This is a genomic window from Moraxella sp. I5G (assembly GCF_055193055.1).
Genome location: NZ_JBUXLH010000015.1, coordinates 1 through 15960 on the forward strand (window position 1 = coordinate 1; position 15960 = coordinate 15960).

18 protein-coding genes are annotated in these 15960 nt (G+C 38.8%); 7 read left to right on the forward strand and 11 right to left on the reverse strand.

Going from position 1 to position 15960, the window contains the following annotated elements; translation table 11 throughout:
- The 3 genes from ACZBKJ_RS08300 to ACZBKJ_RS08310 form a co-directional block, all read right to left on the reverse strand.
- Positions 1-393, reverse strand: a 393-nt coding sequence (locus tag ACZBKJ_RS08300) for a hypothetical protein (RefSeq protein ID WP_463200554.1), incomplete at its 3' end; no start/stop codon positions are given.
- A gap of 246 nt (positions 394-639) precedes the next feature.
- On the reverse strand, positions 640-1899 hold the full coding sequence (gene rho, locus ACZBKJ_RS08305) for a transcription termination factor Rho (protein WP_463200556.1): 1260 nt from the start codon (positions 1897-1899) through the stop codon (positions 640-642).
- Between the two features lie 254 nt (positions 1900-2153).
- Entirely contained in the window at positions 2154-2477 is a 324-nt protein-coding gene (locus ACZBKJ_RS08310) for a thioredoxin family protein (protein WP_463200557.1), read from the reverse strand.
- A gap of 221 nt (positions 2478-2698) precedes the next feature.
- Between ACZBKJ_RS08310 and ACZBKJ_RS08315 the strand changes: the two genes are divergently transcribed.
- From ACZBKJ_RS08315 to ACZBKJ_RS08330, 4 genes are all read left to right on the forward strand, one after another.
- Positions 2699-3421 carry an RluA family pseudouridine synthase gene (locus ACZBKJ_RS08315; protein WP_463200558.1) on the forward strand — a complete coding sequence of 241 codons (723 nt, stop codon included), beginning with the start codon at positions 2699-2701 and terminating at the stop codon, positions 3419-3421.
- Between the two features lie 85 nt (positions 3422-3506).
- On the forward strand, positions 3507-4448 hold the full coding sequence (gene hemC / locus ACZBKJ_RS08320) for a hydroxymethylbilane synthase (RefSeq protein ID WP_463200621.1): 942 nt from the start codon (positions 3507-3509) through the stop codon (positions 4446-4448).
- Positions 4441-5256: a uroporphyrinogen-III synthase gene (locus ACZBKJ_RS08325; protein ID WP_463200560.1), complete on the forward strand. Its 816-nt coding sequence runs from the start codon at positions 4441-4443 to the stop codon at positions 5254-5256. The genes hemC and ACZBKJ_RS08325 overlap by 8 nt, the downstream gene beginning before the upstream one ends.
- Positions 5246-6103, forward strand: coding sequence for a hypothetical protein (locus ACZBKJ_RS08330; RefSeq protein ID WP_463200561.1), 858 nt, complete (start codon positions 5246-5248; stop codon positions 6101-6103). The genes ACZBKJ_RS08325 and ACZBKJ_RS08330 overlap by 11 nt, the downstream gene beginning before the upstream one ends.
- Before the next feature lie 22 nt (positions 6104-6125).
- On the opposite strand, the gene hisC is transcribed toward ACZBKJ_RS08330, so the two are convergent.
- The 7 genes from hisC to ACZBKJ_RS08365 form a co-directional block, all read right to left on the reverse strand.
- A complete protein-coding gene (gene hisC / locus ACZBKJ_RS08335) occupies positions 6126-7241 on the reverse strand; it encodes a histidinol-phosphate transaminase (protein WP_463200562.1) in 1116 nt (371 codons plus the stop codon).
- Positions 7242-7284: 43 nt separating this feature from the next.
- Complete coding sequence (hisD, locus tag ACZBKJ_RS08340) at positions 7285-8598, reverse strand: histidinol dehydrogenase (protein ID WP_463200563.1); 1314 nt, start codon at positions 8596-8598, stop codon at positions 7285-7287.
- Positions 8599-8630: 32 nt separating this feature from the next.
- Positions 8631-9272, reverse strand: a complete 642-nt coding sequence (hisG, locus tag ACZBKJ_RS08345; RefSeq protein WP_463200565.1) for an ATP phosphoribosyltransferase — start codon at positions 9270-9272, stop codon at positions 8631-8633.
- 158 nt (positions 9273-9430) lie between these two features.
- Entirely contained in the window at positions 9431-10690 is a 1260-nt protein-coding gene (murA, locus tag ACZBKJ_RS08350) for a UDP-N-acetylglucosamine 1-carboxyvinyltransferase (protein WP_463200566.1), read from the reverse strand.
- Positions 10691-10696: 6 nt separating this feature from the next.
- On the reverse strand, positions 10697-10945 hold the full coding sequence (locus ACZBKJ_RS08355) for a BolA/IbaG family iron-sulfur metabolism protein (protein ID WP_463200567.1): 249 nt from the start codon (positions 10943-10945) through the stop codon (positions 10697-10699).
- Between the two features lie 93 nt (positions 10946-11038).
- On the reverse strand, positions 11039-11794 hold the full coding sequence (locus tag ACZBKJ_RS08360; protein ID WP_463200569.1) for a BON domain-containing protein: 756 nt from the start codon (positions 11792-11794) through the stop codon (positions 11039-11041).
- Positions 11795-11902: 108 nt separating this feature from the next.
- Positions 11903-12295, reverse strand: coding sequence for a YraN family protein (locus ACZBKJ_RS08365; RefSeq protein ID WP_463200570.1), 393 nt, complete (start codon positions 12293-12295; stop codon positions 11903-11905).
- Between the two features lie 43 nt (positions 12296-12338).
- On the opposite strand from ACZBKJ_RS08365, the gene rlmH reads away from it, so the two are divergent.
- Complete coding sequence (gene rlmH, locus ACZBKJ_RS08370; RefSeq protein ID WP_463200571.1) at positions 12339-12821, forward strand: 23S rRNA (pseudouridine(1915)-N(3))-methyltransferase RlmH; 483 nt, start codon at positions 12339-12341, stop codon at positions 12819-12821.
- Here the strand turns inward: rlmH and ACZBKJ_RS08375 are convergent.
- The gene (locus ACZBKJ_RS08375) at positions 12787-13755 is read right to left on the reverse strand and encodes a 5'-nucleotidase (protein ID WP_463200572.1); all 969 of its coding nucleotides are present in this window, start codon (positions 13753-13755) and stop codon (positions 12787-12789) included. The genes rlmH and ACZBKJ_RS08375 overlap by 35 nt on opposite strands.
- A gap of 290 nt (positions 13756-14045) precedes the next feature.
- On the opposite strand from ACZBKJ_RS08375, the gene ACZBKJ_RS08380 reads away from it, so the two are divergent.
- Entirely contained in the window at positions 14046-14876 is an 831-nt protein-coding gene (locus ACZBKJ_RS08380) for an FKBP-type peptidyl-prolyl cis-trans isomerase (RefSeq protein ID WP_463200573.1), read from the forward strand.
- Positions 14877-14987: 111 nt separating this feature from the next.
- Positions 14988-15959, forward strand: a complete 972-nt coding sequence (gene rsmH, locus ACZBKJ_RS08385) for a 16S rRNA (cytosine(1402)-N(4))-methyltransferase RsmH (protein ID WP_463200574.1) — start codon at positions 14988-14990, stop codon at positions 15957-15959.
- Position 15960: the final 1 nt, after the last annotated feature.

A 15960-nucleotide genomic window follows, 5' to 3' on the forward strand; every position in this document is an offset into this window, starting at 1 on the left:
GGCACCTTTTGCAGCGTCAGCACCAGCTTTAGCAGCGTCAGCAGCGGCTTCTGCACCAGCTTTGGCAGCGTCAGCAGTAGCTTCAGCAGCACCTTTTGCAGCATCTTTAGCGGCTTCTGCACCAGCTTTGGCAGCGTCAGCAGTAGCTTCTGCACCAGCTTTGGCAGCGTCAGCAGTAGCTTCTGCAGCGTGTTTGGTAGCATCTTTTGCAGCATCAGCAGCGTCAGCGGCAGCTGCACCAGCTTTAGCGGCATCTGCAGCAGCAGCATCAGCAGGTTTTGCAGCATCAGTAGCTTCTGGTTTTGGTGTGTCAGCTGGCTTATCAGCTGGCTTTTGGCAAGCAGTAAGAGCTAGTGATGCGATTAAAGCAGTAATAGCTAATTTAGCTTTCATACATTTCTCCATTGAGTGAATAACAGAAAAAAACCTAAATTTTTACACAATACATCTTAAATTATGGGTTCCTTTCTTTTGTTTGTTCGCATTATATCTTAAAGCAAAAAAAAGTAAAAGACATTTTACACCTAATTTTTACAAAAATGTAAATATTAATGAAAATTTCATGCAGTTTTGTAATTTAGCATATAAATTTGCGCAACATAATTTAAAAATTGCATAAATTTTAATTAACTATCGCGCTCAGCCTTTGGTCATACTGGTAAAAAACTCATCATTTGTTTTAGAATTTTTTAGGCGGTCAAGTAAAAATTCGGTTGCAACGCTGTCTTCCATGGGTTGTAAAAGTTTGCGCAGTACCCAAACGCGTCGTAATGTTTCCTCATCCAGCAGACGCTCCTCACGGCGAGTGCTGGATTTTTTGATATTAATAGCGGGGAAAATACGTCTTTCTGCCAAATCGCGTTCAAGTGTGATTTCTTGGTTGCCTGTGCCTTTAAATTCTTCAAAAATCACACTGTCCATTTTTGAACCTGTATCAGTCAGTGCAGTTGAGATAATTGTCAAGCTGCCGCCTTCTTCAACATTGCGTGCCGCTCCAAAAAAGCGTTTTGGACGTTCTAAAGCGTGCGCATCTACACCACCAGTTAAAACTTTGCCACTAGAGGGGATAACAGTATTATACGCCCTTGCTAATCGTGTAATGGAATCCAATAAAATCACAACATCTTGTTTATGTTCAACCAGTCGCTTGGCTTTTTCAATGACCATTTCAGCTACTTGAATGTGGCGCTGAGGCGGCTCGTCAAACGTTGATGCTACCACTTCACCACGAACCGTGCGCTGCATTTCGGTTACTTCTTCTGGGCGTTCGTCAATTAATAGCACAATTACATAGCACTCTGGATGATTTTTGGTGATGGCTTGGGCAATGCTTTGCAGTAAAACGGTTTTACCAGCTTTAGGCGGAGCAACAATAATGGAACGCTGACCTTTGCCAATTGGAGCAATTAAGTCAATCACTCGTCCTGTTAAATCTTCAGTTGTACCATTACCAACTTCCAAACGCAGCTGCTGGGTGGGAAATAGTGGGGTTAGATTTTCAAAAATTAATTTATGGCGAGAGCGGTCAGGGGTGTCAAAGTTGATTTCACTAACTTTGAGTAATGCAAAATAGCGTTCCGAATCTTTGGGTGGGCGAATTTGACCCGCGATAGAATCTCCTGTTTGCAGGTTAAAACGGCGAATTTGGCTTGGGCTGACATAAATATCATCTGGACCTGCCAAATAAGAACCTTCACTAGAACGCAAAAACCCAAATCCATCGGGTAAAATTTCCAGTACGCCATCGCCATAAATTGGTTCACCATTATGAGCATGGGTTTTTAAAATGGCAAAAATAATATCCTGTTTGCGGCTACGTGCCATATTATCCATGCCCATTTGCTCGGCAATGTGTAGCAATTCGCCTACTGATTTTCGTTTGAGTTCGGTTAGATTCATAAGGTTATAAATAAATTATCATGATGCATAAAAACGCATCAAATATTTGTGATGATAAGATAAAAAGATGGGAATTTCATTTAGATTGGGATAGGATTATCCCTTAGGGCTTGTTATAGTAAGGCTTTGCAAGTGTTTTGTCAATGTTTTTTGTGAATTTATCACCAATTGAGAAATAAAAATCCCAATTTACCTATGGTGATGAGTAAATTGAGACTTTATCAAAATCATCAATACAACAAGTTTGTATTTGATTATAAATACTTGTCAATCATTTGAGCAAGTTCAGCTTTTGAACGGGCGCCATGCACCGATTCTAGTTTTTCGCCATCTTTAAAAACAATCAAGGTAGGCACAAAACGCACACCAAAACGCACAGCAGTTTCAGGATTGGACTGAGCATTGATTTTAACAACTTTGGCACGACCTTGATATTCTTCAGCAACTTGTTCCAAAGATGGCAACATTGCCAAACATGGTCCACACGATGGCGACCAAATATCAAGTAAAACAACATCGCGTCCGCCTAAAACATCGGCATCAAACGTAGCATCGGTCGTTTCAATAATATGAGACATTTTTACTCCTTATTTGTGAAAAATTTGATTAAAATTAGTTTAGATAAACTTTGGTTTGATGGTGGTCTAATTTTAACAAAACCCATTTTGTAATTTATTTAAAATGGGATGCTAGTATAGCAAATTTCAAGATGGGGTATAATTTTGTTTTATCAAGGACTGTATTTTATTTTTGAGATTTGTTTTACAATATGCTTTTATTTGTTTAATTGATTAAAGCTATGACATTAACCGATGATAGGATTAATGAGTTAAATGCTCAAGAATCTGATTACACGATTGAATTTTTTAAAAATTTCATTCAAAACATCACTGTTTATGAAGATGAAGATATTTGGGTTTTGGATAAACCCGCTGGGCTTTTGAGCGTTGATGGGCGTATTTTAAAGGTAAGTTTACAATCTCGTTTACTCAAAGTAAATCCCAAGATTAAATTGATTCATCGGTTGGATATGGATACCTCAGGACTGATTATCTTTGCTAAACATGCCGCTGCTCAAACGCATATTGGCAAACAATTTATACAGCGTTTGCCTCAAAAAGAATATCAAGCCTTAGTTTATGGTAAGATGACCTCTCAAAATGGTACGATAGATATCCCTGTGCGTTATGAACCAACCACCAAACCCCGTCATATTACGGATATTTCTTGGGCTAAACAGGCAGTAACCAATTATCAGGTTTTGGGTATTGAATCAAAAACAGACACTTTAGGTCACACCCACGATATTACCAGGGTTCAATTATTTCCAATAACTGGAAGAAGTCATCAGCTTAGAGTGCATATGTTGCATATAAATCATGTCATGCTTGGCGACCCTATTTATGCAGAAGGCTTGGCTTTGGCTTTGTTGCCACGTTTGGCTTTACATGCTCATCGACTGCGCTTAAAACATCCAACCAAAAATGTTTGGCTGCAATGGCAAAGCGATGTTCCTTTTTAATAAACTAAATGAATCAAAAAAGTTTGTAAATAAGATAAATTAAATATCTTTTACCAAAAAATAAACGAGAAAAAATATGCAGTCCATCAAGACAATCACCATCGCGACTCGCCAAAGCCCGCTTGCGTTATGGCAAGCTAATTTTATCAAACAGCACTTACAGATATTATATCCTGATATCGAAATCAAACTTTTAACCATGACCACCAAAGGCGATAAGATTTTAGATACACCATTGGCAAAAATTGGCGGAAAAGGTTTGTTTGTTAAAGAGCTGGAAAATGCTTTATTATCAAAACAAGCTGATATTGCTGTTCATTCTTTAAAAGATGTACCGATGGTTTTACCTGAAGGGCTGGTGATTGGAGCTTATTGTAAACGTCATGCGCCAACTGATGCTTTTGTTTCCAATCAATTTAATGCCTTAGAGGATTTGCCCGTTGGTGCGGTTTTGGGAACGTCCAGTTTAAGAAGAGAATGCCAAATTCGTGCTTATCGTCCTGATATTGCTATTAAATCTTTACGCGGCAATGTTGGCACACGCCTGCAAAAACTTGATGATGGTGAGTTTGATGCAATTATTTTGGCAACGAGCGGACTGCAAAGATTGGGGCTGGATACACGCATTCGCCACGAGCTAGCCACTCACATTAGTTTGCCTGCGGTTGGTCAAGGTGCGCTTGCGATTGAATGTCGTGATGATGCTGCAATTTTATCACTGCTAAAACCACTCAATGATGATAAAACCGCCCTTTGTGTTTGTGCTGAAAGAGCCATGAACACTGAACTTGAAGGTGGCTGTCAAGTGCCAATTGCTGGTTTTGCCACTTTGAATGATGGTAATTTAACCTTAGAAGGGCGGGTTGGTACACCAGATGGAAAAACATTGTTAAAAGCAAAACAAACCATCGCATTAAGCCAGTTATCAATGATTGATGCTGAAAATTTGGGTAAAAGTATCGCACAAACGCTATTGAATCAAGGCGCAAAAGCGATTTTGCAACAAGTTTACGCCGCCCATGATTGAGGCTGTTTTTTTAAACACCCGCCCATTAGGCGGTCAGTACAGATTCGGTAGCAATGGATTTAATGACAAAACTAATTTATCCATAACCACTTTGGATTTACCTTTGATTGAAATTTGTACATTTAAGCCCGAACAGCTCTCCAGTAATGCACAAATAACCTTACAAAAACTGCTAACTGGATTTTTTTCAGCGATAGTGGTGGTGAGTGTGCATGCTGCTAAAAGATTGGTGTATTATTTGCAGTATTACCAACAAGATGCTTGTTTTTTAAGCGATACAACCGTTATTGCCGTAGGTCATGCCACACAACAAGCTCTGATAAATATGGGAATTCAAGCAATCAATCCTGAAGATAATGGCTTGCCAATGAATAATGAAGGCATGCTTGGGCTAGATGTTGTTAAAAACCTTACACCTAACGACCATCTTTTAATAATAAAAGGCATTGGTGGGCGAATGTTATTGCATGACACGCTTGTTGCCAGAGGTGTTGGGGTGTTTACTTTAGATAGTTATCAAAGAAAAAAGCCCAACAATTTACTTCAAAATTTTACCCAAATTCAGCCGCATATAGTCAATAAAATAACATTTGTACTTATCAGCAGTGAATTTGCTTTGAATAATTGGCAAAGTTTAAATGCTAAAGGTGATTTTATTTATTTGGCGTTTGGTGATAGGTTGTATCGTTTAGTCAAGCAGGCTTATCCAAAGGCTCAGATAGTTTTAGTGAATAACTTGCAAAAATCCCATATCCAGCATGCAGTTACCAATTATTTAATAGATTTTAGAGATGATTATGCACCCTAAAAACCCCAATCAGTCCGATTTGCCAAATCCCATCAAAACCGACCAACAAAGCGAAAAAGCGTGGCGAGTTTTGATGCGAATTTTGTGGCTAATGATTGCGCTTTTAGGAAGCGGCATTGTTTGGCTTTACACTTCTTTTGAAACCTTATCTAGTGACGTCAATAACCGTTTAGAAAAAATCGCCACTGTCGACACTAGACTTAACGATATGGATGACCGCTTATTTGCGATGACATCGTTATATGGGCAGACGCCTACGGAAAAAAAGGTTGGTGAAAATCACGATGGTGCTTTGGTGCAAGTAGAAGTGGCTTTGGCAAACGAATTGTATAAACGTGGCGAGTATGAAAAAGCTCTAACTGTTTTATCGGTGATTCGTTTGCAGTTAAATGATTTAAAAGGTTTATCTGCGCCTATTAAATCAGCACTTATCAAAAGTTTGCAAATGGATATTGAATACATTACTGCCTTAAAAAAGCAGCCTGATTCTTGGCAGGCGCACATCATTAAAATGCGAGATATTCAAGCATTTTTACGCAGACAAACTAACCAAACCAAAAATATTACTTACAACGACTTGTTATTGCATGATAGTAGCATGTTGTTATCGCTGGCAATCAGTGCTGCTACTCATCGCGATAAGGATGTGATGACAACTTATTTACAAGAATCCAAAAGTCAGTTGGAGGCTCATATTTTGGCTGTGCAAGGCAAATTTCGCCTAGAAAAAAGCGAATCGGCAACTTTAGAAACGCTTGATGACGCACTGTATGCACTTAATGATTTGCTTGCTAACAGTCCAAAAAGTACCGATTTGCACAGTATGCAATTACTTAATTTTGATTAATGTTAAAAATCAGCCCAATGTATTAAGCAAACCAAACCAGCTCTTGCAGTGCTTGTATCAAACGTAAGTTTTGTTCAGCTGTGCCTACAGTGATACGCAAATAATCTTTGGTGCGTATATGACTAAAATGACGAACCAAAATGCCTTGTTCGCGTAGTTTATCAGCAATATTTTGAGCGTTGAGCGTCTTGTGGTTGGGTTTAACAAAGACAAAATTGGTTGCTGATGGTAAGACCTCAAAGCCCAGTGCGGTTAGTGATTTTTCCAGTTTATTTCTTAAGTGTATGACTTCTAATCGTTTTTCTTCAAAATATTCAGAATCTGCAATGCTAGCCGCTGCCCCTATTTGTGCTAACATATCTAAAGGATAACTGTTAAAACTGTTTTTTAGGATTGTTAAAGCGGTAATTAAACTTGGGCAAGCAAACGCCATACCAACTCGCAAGCCTGCCAGTGCGCGAGATTTTGAAAAAGTTTGTACCACAACAATGTTGTCAAATTCTTTAATCAATCCAATTGCCGATGCGTTTTTTGGTTCGTCAGCATAATCAATATAGGCCTCATCAATGACAATCACTGAATTTGGGTGTTCGCTGGCAAGTTTACGAATTTTATCCAAGCCCAATAAAATACTTGTGGGCGCATTAGGGTTTGCCAAAATAATGCCGCCACAAGGAATGCGATAATCATCAGTATCAATGCTAAAATCAGCCTTTAGAGGGATGCTTTGAGTGGTAATGCCATAATGTTGAGCATAAACAGGATAAAAACTGTAACTGACATCAGGCATCAAAAGCGGTCGGTCTTTGACAAAAAAACACGAAAATATCAATGCCAGCACTTCATCAGAACTATTGCCAACAAAAACATTATCATGTGTCATTTCTGGATAATAGTGATTGTAATATTTTACGATTTCATCACGCAAAGTGATTGATTCAGGTTCTGGATATAGCCGTAAATTATCACTGCTGTTTGCTAAAGCCTCACGCATAGCGTTGATAGCTTTTGGGCTTGGCGGAAAAGGATTTTCATTAGTATTGAGTTTACATAAGTTTTCTTGTTTGGACTGTTCGCCGGGTATATAAGGATTAAGATTGCGAACCTTGGCGCTCCAAAGACGGTTGTTAATGGCCATTTTTTCACCTTTTTTAGTTTTATTTTATATGTTCTTAATTTGGTTATAGATTTTCATCAGTATAGCGGTAACGTGCCGATAAAGCGTGAGCGTCTAAATTTTCTTGTTTGGCTAAGATATCAGCAGTTTTTGCTAAAATTTGACTGCCTGCATCAGTGCAATAAATGAGAGATGATTTTTTGCAAAAATCATAAACCCCAAGTGGCGAACTAAAACGTGCTGTACCAGAGGTTGGCAGTACATGATTGCTGCCAGCACAATAATCACCAATTGCTTCGGGGGTGTGTCTTCCCATAAAAATCGCCCCTGCATGACGAATGTGTGTTTCAACCAATTCTGGACTATCTAATGACAGTTCCAGATGTTCTGGCGCAACCTGGTTGATAACATCAATGCCTTGCTGTCTGTCTTTTACCCAAATTAGCGCCCCACGATTTTGTAAAGCGGTTCTGGCAATCTCTGATTTTGGTAGCGATAACAAGGCTTTTTCGATGGCATTTTTTACATCTTGGAGCTGTTTTTTGCAGGTGGTTACAAAAATAGCTTGAGCAACGGTGTCATGCTCAGCTTGGGATAATAAATCCATTGCCAGCCAATCGGCATTATCTTGCTGTTCGCCTTCAGCATATACCAACACTTCGGATGGTCCTGCTATCATATCAATGCCTACCTGACCAAAAACGGCGCGTTTGGCGGCAGCAACATATTTATTGCCAGGACCTGTGATTTTATCCACTTTTTGAATACTGTTTGTGCCATACGCTAATGCGGCAACTGCTTGGGCTCCGCCAATGGTAATTACCGTATTAACACCTGCTAAATATGCTGCCGCTAAAACCAATGGATTAAGTTCACCATTTGGAGCAGGGACAACCATCGTGATGTTGCCAACACCTGCAACTTTGGCAGGAATAGCATTCATCAACACACTTGATGGATAGCTTGCTAACCCTCCCGGCACATAAATGCCTACACGGTCAAGGGGCGTTACTTTTTGTCCTAATGTATTGCCTAATTCGTCTGTAAATAAAAACCCAGATTCTTTTTGGTGTTGGTGAAATGAAAAAATACGCTGAGCTGATAGTTCTAAGGCGTGCTTGACTTCATCTGCAAGATTATCAAAGGCTTGCTTTAAGGTATTTGAGTCAATAAACAGTTCATCGATGCTGGTTGCAGGATGTCTATCTAACGTTTGGGTCAATTCAAGTAATGCGTTGTCGCCATTTTGTCTTACTTTTTGAATGATGGTGTCCACAGTTTGAATAAGCTGATTGTCAGTTACAGTCTCAAAAGCTAATAAATCAATCAATTGCTTTTGAAAATTTGGGGTGTCAGCATATAAGATTTTGATTTGCATGATAATTCCCTGTTTTGCTTATTGTAATTTGCTTATAACTGAGCAACAGTATTGTTTAGGATGCTCAAAATAGGTGTTAGCTGGGCAACTTTTCGTTTATAACTGGCAGGATTGGCAATCAGTCGTGAGGATACTTGACAAATCTCATCTAAAGGTTCAAGCCCATTGGCGCGCAAGGTATTGCCTGTATCTACCACATCTACAATCAAATCACCCAGTCCCACAAGTGGCGCAAGTTCCATAGAACCATACAGTTTGATGATATCCACCTGCATGCCTTTGTTGGCAAAGTATTGACGGGCAACATTCGCGTATTTTGTTGCAATACGTAAGCGGCGGCTGGGTAAGGTTTGACCAGCAATACCCGCTGTCATTAGACGGCATTTGGCAATTTTTAAATCCAGCAGTTCATAAACGCTGGCATTATATTCCATTAAAACATCTTTTCCTGCCACACCAATATCAGCCGCCCCATGTTCTACATAAGTTGGTACATCAGATGCTCGTAAAATCAAAAAATTTACATCAGGATTGGTGGTTTGAAAAATCAGCTTACGAGAATGATGAACGTCTTCCAAAGGACAAATATCAGCTTTGGCAAATAAAGGTAGCGTTTCTTCCAAAATTCGACCCTTGGATAAAGCAATGGTCAAACCGTCAAACCGTTGATTCATATTATTTTCCCTATTTTTCAAATCAAGTTAGGCAAATACCATCAAACAAATGCTATCAAATAAATACGATTAAATGCACCTTAAGATAATATCGCCTAAAATCCATTTGTAAAAACCTATGTGCAAAACGCAATATAGGCACCATCAGCAAAATCAGTTTATTTGATTCTTTGAATATTTACGCCAAGATTGCGTAGTTTATTTTCCACATCATCATAACCTCTATCAATATGATAAATGCGGTCAATAATACTTTCACCATCAGCACAAGCTGCTGCCATTACAAGCGACATCGATGCACGTAAATCCGTTGCCATAACGGGGGCAGGGGTGAATTTTTCTACGCCTGTTACAACCGCCGTATGGCCATCCACTCGAATGTTTGCGCCCAAACGCTGAAGTTCTGGAACGTGCATAAAGCGATTTTCAAAAATATTTTCAATGATGGTGCTGGTGCCTTCAGCTAAACAGCATACCGCCATTAGCTGAGCTTGCATATCAGTAGGAAAGCCAGGGTGGGGCTGGGTACGAATATCAACGGCTTTTGGTCGCTTTGTCATGACTGCGCGAATCCAATCTTCGCCTGAGGTGATAACTGCCCCCATAGCTTCAAATTTTTTAAGTACGGGATGTAAAAATTCTGCTGATGTGTTGGTTGTTAGTACATCTCCACAGCTCATCAACGCGCCTGCTAGGTAGGAACCTGTTTCAATACGGTCGGCAATCACGCTAAATTCACAACCATGTAAACTATGAACACCTTCAATAGTCATTGTGGTTGTACCAATGCCATCGATTTTAGCGCCCATGGCGACTAATAAGTTAGCTAAATTGACGATTTCAGGTTCACAAGCGCAATTTTCAAGGCGGGTAACGCCATCTGCCAGTGCTGCTGCCATGATGACGTTTTCGGTTCCGCCTACGGTTACCATATCAAACGTAAAATCGCAGCCAATTAAACGACCACCTTTTGGGGCTTTGGCTTTGACGTAGCCATTTTCAACATTGATGGTTGCGCCCATCGCTTCAAAGGCTTTTAAATGTTGGTCAACAGGGCGAGAACCGATAGAGCAGCCACCTGGCAAAGAAACTTCAGCTTCACCAAAACGTGCTAAAAGTGGACCTAAAACCAAGATGGATGCACGCATGGTGCGTACCAACTCATAAGGAGCATAATAATTGCTAACAACACGAGCATCAGCAACAACCGTATTACCTTCTTTTTTGATAGCAATACCCATGCCTGAAATAAGTTTAATCAGAGTATCAGTGTCTTTTAGGGTGGGAACGTTATGCAAAACGGTTTCATCGTTTGGTAAGAGCATGGCAGCCAATAGTGGTAAAGCTGCATTTTTAGAGCCAGAAATTGCCACCTCACCAGCAATGCGGCTAGCACCAATAATTTTAAATTTATCCATAATCACCTAACCTTGTTTTTTTGCTTGATACTCTGCATGAGTCAGAGCGTGAATGGTTAGGGCGTGCATTTGACCGCCTTGAATAAAAGGGTTGGCAATGGCATAGACCATTTGCTGACGAGCGACTAGGCGTTTACCTTCAAAGCCATCATCAATAATTAAAACTTCAAATTTATTACCTTGATTGACTGCTTGAATCTGGGCGTCTTCAGCAAAATGGGGTTTGAGTAGGGCGATTAAATCGTCTGCGTTCATATATCACTCATGTTTACAAATTGATACAATAATTGTCTATTATATCAAAGCATAAGAATGATGAACACAGATTTTTATGGTGTGCTTTGAATCTTATGGGTTTGCTGTACCATTATAAAGCTGAACGTAACTGCTGGTTGGGGTTTCTTGCATACGTACCGTTGTTGCGCCATACATTTTTTGTTCGGGTGCGTGTGCAACCATATCGTTGGGTGAATTATCACTCATGATGTCGCTGGCGTTTAATTCTTCACCATTATCGGTAACCAAGGTTGCTAGCAGCACCACTTTTTCCATGCCCATAGTGTCTTCAATAGCCTCAATAATTTGACCTTGTTGAACTGGGGTGAGATAGCCCATAAGATAAACAACATCACTACGTACGGTCATTTTATACTGTGAATTAGCTTTACTTCCATGAAGGGTAATTTTAGCGCGAATCTTAGACTTTAAAAAGTTCTCATGAGCAGTATGACTTGGACTTTTTGCTGTTGAATTCACAGTCAAATAATTGTATACCTTTTTAACATCACGCATTGATTCTGCCATTTTTGTGATGCCTGCTTTGACTTCTTCATTTGGTACTTCGCCAGTGAGTAATACTTCGCCACGAAAGCTATCAGCAACGACGCGAAGTGTGCGCTCGTTCATGTTTTCAAGACCTGCAACATTGGGTAAATTCTTAATCAAAGTGTGTTCAATACCCTCGTCTATCATGCGTTCAGGTAGAGTGCGGTTTAGTACAGGTACACCATAGTTATTATTGGCGGTAATTGGTTGGTTGGCACATGCACTTAAAATCCCTGAAATTATTATGGTGAAAACCATTTTTATAGCTGCTGCTTTCATTGTTTTGCCTCTGACTTCATTAATGTTAATCGGTGTAACTGCTTAAAAGATAAGCGAAAATTTACCAATTAATAACTCTTAATTATACCTAAGCAAAAATCACGCCAGCTAAAAGATATTCTCCAACCATTCAGCCCCTATATTCTGCTTTTTGTCGTAATTAAACACAATTGCATCAAATCGGCATGGCAATTTGGCATATTTTGGGTGTTGTTGCAAAAAATATTCGGCAGTATTTTGTAGGCGATGCTGTTTAGAGGTGATAATGCTTTGGCTGGCATTTGCATAATTGCTTTTTTTTCGAGCACGTACTTCTATAAACACCAAGACAGCTGTTGGTTTTTTAAACTGGCAAGCAATAATGTCAATTTCACCTGTTTTAGGTATGTTAAAATTGCTTTGAATAATGACAAAACCACGATAAGCCAGCCAAAGTTTGGCATAAGCCTCAAAATAATCACCAATTTGCTTGCTTGTTGGTATGCATGAGATTTTATTCATAATGTTTGTGGTTTTATTTAACTTAAAAAAAAGAGTTTAATCAATGAAATTAAGAATTATCAGTATCGGACACAAAGCTCCAACTTGGGTGCAAATGGGCTTTGATGAATATTTTAAGCGTATTTTACTAATGATGACCGTACAAGTTGTTGAAATACCGCCTGTTAAAAGAAGTAAAAATCCATCAGCAGGTGAAATTGATAAATGTAAACTCCAAGAGGGTGAGCTGATTTTGGCGGCACGATTACCTAAAGAAAAACTATGGGTTTTGGAAGTAACGGGTAAAATGCTCTCTACTGAAACGCTTGCTGATAGATTAAGCTATGCCATGCAAGATGGTCAAGACGTGGCACTGGTTATTGGTGGTGCTGATGGTGTATCTAAGACAGTGTTGGCAGCAGCAGATTTTAAATGGTCATTGTCGGATTTAACCTTGCCCCACCCTTTGGTTAAAGTCATTTTAATGGAGCAGTTGTACCGAGCCATGAGCATTATTCATCATCACCCTTATCATCGTGGAGGTTGATTGATGCTGAATCAATATTTCTAATTCCAAAAGGAATGTGCACCGATGGTAAGATATCAATGGTATTGTCCAAATGTACTTTTTGGTCATCAAAGAAAATTTGTGGGTTGAGCGCTTTTAAAATTTCTCGTTTTGACACTCCACCTAAGAAAAAAGCTTCATTAATGTGGACACCCCATTGTCTGATGGTGTGAATTACTCGTTTGTGTGATGGAGCGCCACGAGCTGTAACAATGCTGATGCGTAGTTTGGGAGTATAATCATTGTTTTGGCTGGCAAATGCTTCTTCTTGAATTTGAATATCAGATAGCTTTTTTAAAAAATGAGCAAGCGGTCCAGGATTGTGTGCAGTATCTTGATGCAATTCTTCATACTCATGAAAACCATCAAGACCTTTGTCAGCAAAGACTTTTTCGGCGCTATCATCGGCAAGCACCCCGTCAAAATCTAGCGCCACTCTTAGTTCGTCATCGTTTTTATTGTCTGTGATGTGTGATTTTAAAACATGGCCTGCGGCAAATCCTTCATTGATGGCTTTTTGTACATCATCTTGGTTGGAAGATAAAAATAAATCAATAGATAATGCATTAATGTATTTATGTGGGTAACGTCCTTCTAAAAATAATGCTCGTGAAATATTTAGATTGTGATATTCAATTGAATTCATAACCCGAAATCCTGTATCAGGATCATTTTTGGATAATAAAATAACTTCTATTGGTGGGTCTTCTGGATTAATTTGATTAATTGATAATAGTTTTTCAATAAAAGCAAAAGCTACTCCTTTTTGCAATGGCATTGATTGCATTTGTCGTTGATAATGCCGGTATGCTTGTGTGCCTTGTTCACGAAATACTTTATCAGAATCTGATAAATCAAATAATGCACTTGAGGCAAGTCCAATAACTAAACGGTTTGTTAAATCATATGCCATTTTAAACCTTTTATCATTTCATTTATTGGTTAAATTATTTAATAAACAATTGATTATAAAATAATTTATTTAATAATCAATTCTAATAATTAATAACATTTTTTATCTTAATTACAACATAAAAAAGACGTAAACCCATCAATTTTATTCAATTTTCAATAAAAAATTAACAATAATTATACCAAAATGATTCAAATCCTTAAAATTTTGGTAATTCTATCGTGGCGTATTAGAACAATTTTTGTTATGATACACCGCCTATTCTTTATAAAATTATATTGAGATAATTTATGAAAACTGTAAAAACACTTCTTTGCACCAGTTTAGTTGCAGCACTTTTAATGATGACAGGTTGTAATAATACCGCAAAATCTGTCAATATTACTGATAAAAGTCCAGAACTTGAACAAGTTGGTTACAGTCTTGGGTATTTGATGGGTAGCAATAATAAAAATGATATTCCTGATTTAAATATTGAAGCCTTTGAAAAAGGCATTCGTGATGGTTATTCTGGCGATGAAAAAAAACGTGCTTTGACCCAAGAACAAATGGAAAAAGTACTGATGGAATATCAGAAAAAACGTGAAGCTGAAATTACCAAAGAAGTAGAAGCTAAAGCCAAAGCTAATAAAGAAGCTGGCGAAAAATTCTTGGCAGAAAATGAGAAAAAAGAAGGGGTGCAAAAAACCGCTTCAGGTTTACAATATAAAGTGATTACTGAAGGCACTGGTGCAAAACCTAAAGCAACGGACACCGTTACTGTACACTATGAAGGCAAACTGATTGATGGTAAAGTATTTGACAGCTCTTATGAACGTGGTGAGCCTGTATCATTTCGCCTAAACGAGGTTATCAAAGGCTGGACTGAAGGCGTGCAATTGATGAATACTGGCAGTAAGTATGAACTGTATATCCCATCTGATTTGGCGTATGGTGAAACAGGCAATCCCAATATTGAACCAAATAGTGTGTTGATTTTTACGGTTGAGTTATTGGATGAAGCCACCGCCAAAAAAGCTCAAGCTGATGCTAAAGCTAAGCAAGAAGCTCAAATGGCGGAACTTCAAAAGCTAGCACAACAAACTAAGCCAGAAGAAGCTAAAAAAGAAGCGGCAAAATAATTCATTATTCTGCAAAACCAAGTGGTTGCCGCTTGGTTTTGTCGTCGTTTGAATATGGGTTTTTGCTGTTGATAAAGATTTAATGATTAAGCAATATTTTTCGGACTTGATATGATTGACAAGCAAAACTTGCCTTGTGATGATTTTACTCATCAAACTGTTTTATTGCATGAAACAGTAGATGCGGTTTTAGGTGGCCATCAAAATGCTTCTGGAGTATTTGTTGATGCTACATTTGGGCGAGGTGGTCATAGTCAATTATTGCTTGATTACTTAGCAGATGATGCGCGTTTGCTTGTTTTTGATAAAGACCCTCAAGCCATCAAAACCGCTCAATATTTAGCCAATCATGACAGTCGTATTTTAGTGGTTCATGATAGTTTTGCTAATCTAGCCACTCATTTAAAACAGCTTGATATACCATTGGTTGATGGTATTTTGGCAGATTTGGGGGTATCAAGCCCACAGCTTGATGATGGCAGTCGTGGTTTTAGTTTTATGCGTGATGGTTTGGTGGATATGCGCATGGATACTACACGCGGGCAATCGGTTGGGCAGTGGCTGGCGACAGTTGACGAAGAAACACTCGCTAATGTTTTGTATGAATATGGTGAAGAGCGCCACTCGCGAAGAATTGCCAAAGCCATCAAACAGATGGATAATTATGATTCAACCTTAAAACTTGCTGAAGTAATCAAAGCCGCTCATCCTGCTTGGCAAAAAGGCAAACATCCTGCAACACAAAGTTTTCAGGCATTAAGAATTTTTATTAATAACGAATTGGGCGATATCAAAACTTTTTTAAATCAAAGTTTGACCCATTTAAAGCCTAATGGACATTTGGCAGTGATTAGTTTTCATTCACTTGAAGACCGTTTAATTAAACAGTTTTTAAACAATCACAGTCGCGGCAAATGGGATGGAGACGACCAATTATTGATTGCACCAAAACGCACAAAATATTTTGATAAACCCAAACGCATCAGTCCAAGTTTGGATGAAATTCAGCGTAACCCTCGAGCTAGAAGTGCTTATTTGCGCGCCGCCAGACGAAACGATGCACCTATAATAGACGTTTTATGAT

What these genes read in the sequence shown, in the direction of transcription:
- rho (WP_463200556.1), bottom strand. Translation starts at nt 1,899, where the DNA reads ATGAATCTAACCGAACTCAAACGAAAATCAGTAGGCGAATTGCTACAC.
- ACZBKJ_RS08310 (WP_463200557.1), bottom strand. Translation starts at nt 2,477, where the DNA reads ATGTCTCATATTATTGAAACGACCGATGCTACGTTTGATGCCGATGTT.
- ACZBKJ_RS08315 (WP_463200558.1), top strand. Translation starts at nt 2,699, where the DNA reads ATGACATTAACCGATGATAGGATTAATGAGTTAAATGCTCAAGAATCT.
- ACZBKJ_RS08325 (WP_463200560.1), top strand. Translation starts at nt 4,441, where the DNA reads ATGATTGAGGCTGTTTTTTTAAACACCCGCCCATTAGGCGGTCAGTAC.
- ACZBKJ_RS08330 (WP_463200561.1), top strand. Translation starts at nt 5,246, where the DNA reads ATGCACCCTAAAAACCCCAATCAGTCCGATTTGCCAAATCCCATCAAA.
- hisC (WP_463200562.1), bottom strand. Translation starts at nt 7,241, where the DNA reads ATGGCCATTAACAACCGTCTTTGGAGCGCCAAGGTTCGCAATCTTAAT.
- hisD (WP_463200563.1), bottom strand. Translation starts at nt 8,598, where the DNA reads ATGCAAATCAAAATCTTATATGCTGACACCCCAAATTTTCAAAAGCAA.
- hisG (WP_463200565.1), bottom strand. Translation starts at nt 9,272, where the DNA reads ATGAATCAACGGTTTGACGGTTTGACCATTGCTTTATCCAAGGGTCGA.
- murA (WP_463200566.1), bottom strand. Translation starts at nt 10,690, where the DNA reads ATGGATAAATTTAAAATTATTGGTGCTAGCCGCATTGCTGGTGAGGTG.
- ACZBKJ_RS08355 (WP_463200567.1), bottom strand. Translation starts at nt 10,945, where the DNA reads ATGAACGCAGACGATTTAATCGCCCTACTCAAACCCCATTTTGCTGAA.
- ACZBKJ_RS08360 (WP_463200569.1), bottom strand. Translation starts at nt 11,794, where the DNA reads ATGAAAGCAGCAGCTATAAAAATGGTTTTCACCATAATAATTTCAGGG.
- ACZBKJ_RS08365 (WP_463200570.1), bottom strand. Translation starts at nt 12,295, where the DNA reads ATGAATAAAATCTCATGCATACCAACAAGCAAGCAAATTGGTGATTAT.
- rlmH (WP_463200571.1), top strand. Translation starts at nt 12,339, where the DNA reads ATGAAATTAAGAATTATCAGTATCGGACACAAAGCTCCAACTTGGGTG.
- ACZBKJ_RS08375 (WP_463200572.1), bottom strand. Translation starts at nt 13,755, where the DNA reads ATGGCATATGATTTAACAAACCGTTTAGTTATTGGACTTGCCTCAAGT.
- ACZBKJ_RS08380 (WP_463200573.1), top strand. Translation starts at nt 14,046, where the DNA reads ATGAAAACTGTAAAAACACTTCTTTGCACCAGTTTAGTTGCAGCACTT.
- rsmH (WP_463200574.1), top strand. Translation starts at nt 14,988, where the DNA reads ATGATTGACAAGCAAAACTTGCCTTGTGATGATTTTACTCATCAAACT.